The organism is Phaeovulum veldkampii DSM 11550 (assembly GCF_003034995.1).
In the GTDB taxonomy this organism is placed as follows: Bacteria; Pseudomonadota; Alphaproteobacteria; order Rhodobacterales; family Rhodobacteraceae; genus Phaeovulum; species Phaeovulum veldkampii.
The window spans coordinates 1-1,166 of record NZ_PZKF01000117.1 but is presented as its reverse complement, the minus strand read 5'-3'; the positions used below and the strand labels follow the sequence as shown (position 1 = coordinate 1,166).

Sequence of the window (1,166 nt, the reverse complement as noted above, 5' to 3'; positions counted from 1 at the left end):
GATCAGAACTGATGGAAAGCGCTGCTCGTGCCTCGGCTGATCAGGCAATATAGTACTTCATCGTAGGGTTCTGCTTCTCGTATAGTCATATTGAAAATAACCCACGCTCCGTCTTCAAAAATGTGCAGCGACTGAAAAAAATCGTTTGCGTGGGAGTAGCCGCTATCATGCTGACGCCCGCTTAGGGTAATTTCGTGGGATTTGGCTGCTCTTGTGGTGGTTTCTTGGACACGCGTCCAGAATGCGTCTTGGGAAATACATCCCCAGTCATTGTCGGCAAAAGCGGCCTGCGGGAGTTGGGAAATCACCACTGTCAAGCATAGGCCAAATACAGCTGGAAGGCTGAAAGGCTTAACACGATAAGTCCTAATCTGTTTCTTTAACACTTAGATAACCTCGATCCTTTGTGGTCTGGGTGCAACCACCATAAGCGCTCTTGGATTGCAATGTGCCGACAATTTCCCCTTAGAGGAAGAGGGCGGCGGTTTGTTCTTTGACGGATGAGGCGGGGAGAACGGCTTCCCGCGCCGTCGGAGATCTCCCCCATGTTCGACCTGCCATTGCCCATCCACCCGACCGCCTATGCGCGGGGCGTCCCGCCGCGTTTTCCGACCAGCGACGCTGACCCCAGTCACCCCTTCGTCCTGACCCTTTCGCGCCGCGCGCCGGCTGATCTCATGTCGGGCCGCGCCGCGCCCCTCGTCCTCGCCCGCTTTGCGACGCTGGCCGACGCAATGCAGGGCGCAATCGACCATGCCGAGGGGATGGCTCCGGATACCGCGCCCCAGCTTCTGGCAATCCTCGACCGCGACGAGCGCCTTGTTCTGGCCGGGGCCGCCAGCGACCACGCCGTCGCCTGGTGTCACCCGGTGACGAGCGCGGCCGAGGCGCGGGGCGTCGTGACCGAGGCAAGCCAGCTGCGCGCGCAGGCCGGCCGCGCGTCCGCCTGGGGCGAGTCCGATCTGGCGGCTCAGTTGCGCCACCGCGCCGATCTTCTGGATGCCCGGCTCGTCGACCCGCTCTGGCGCGCCTTCGCGGCCCGGGCGCTGCAGGTCGCGGCGTGACGCCCCAGAGACAGAGAAGGGCAGGGGGATTTGGAGCTTGTCCGGGGGAGAGAGATCGCCCGGTCCGGCTCCGATCCCTTCCCCCTACAGGAGACACCCGAT

General features: G+C 62.2%; 2 protein-coding genes. One reads left to right on the top strand and one right to left on the bottom strand.

Going from position 1 to position 1,166, the window contains the following annotated elements; all coding sequences use genetic code 11:
- Positions 1-2 precede the first annotated feature (2 nt).
- Positions 3-386 (bottom strand): hypothetical protein, encoded by a 384-nt coding sequence (locus C5F46_RS16520; protein WP_133618642.1) that lies wholly within the window; start codon positions 384-386, stop codon positions 3-5.
- A gap of 159 nt (positions 387-545) precedes the next feature.
- On the opposite strand from C5F46_RS16520, the gene C5F46_RS16165 reads away from it, so the two are divergent.
- The gene (locus C5F46_RS16165) at positions 546-1,064 is read left to right on the top strand and encodes a DNA repair protein RadC (RefSeq protein WP_107326308.1); all 519 of its coding nucleotides are present in this window, start codon (positions 546-548) and stop codon (positions 1,062-1,064) included.
- The last annotated feature ends 102 nt before the right edge of the window (positions 1,065-1,166 follow it).

Excerpts from the sequence above, each read along its gene's own strand:
- C5F46_RS16165 (WP_107326308.1), top strand. The coding sequence starts at position 546 with ATGTTCGACCTGCCATTGCCCATCCACCCGACCGCCTATGCGCGGGGC.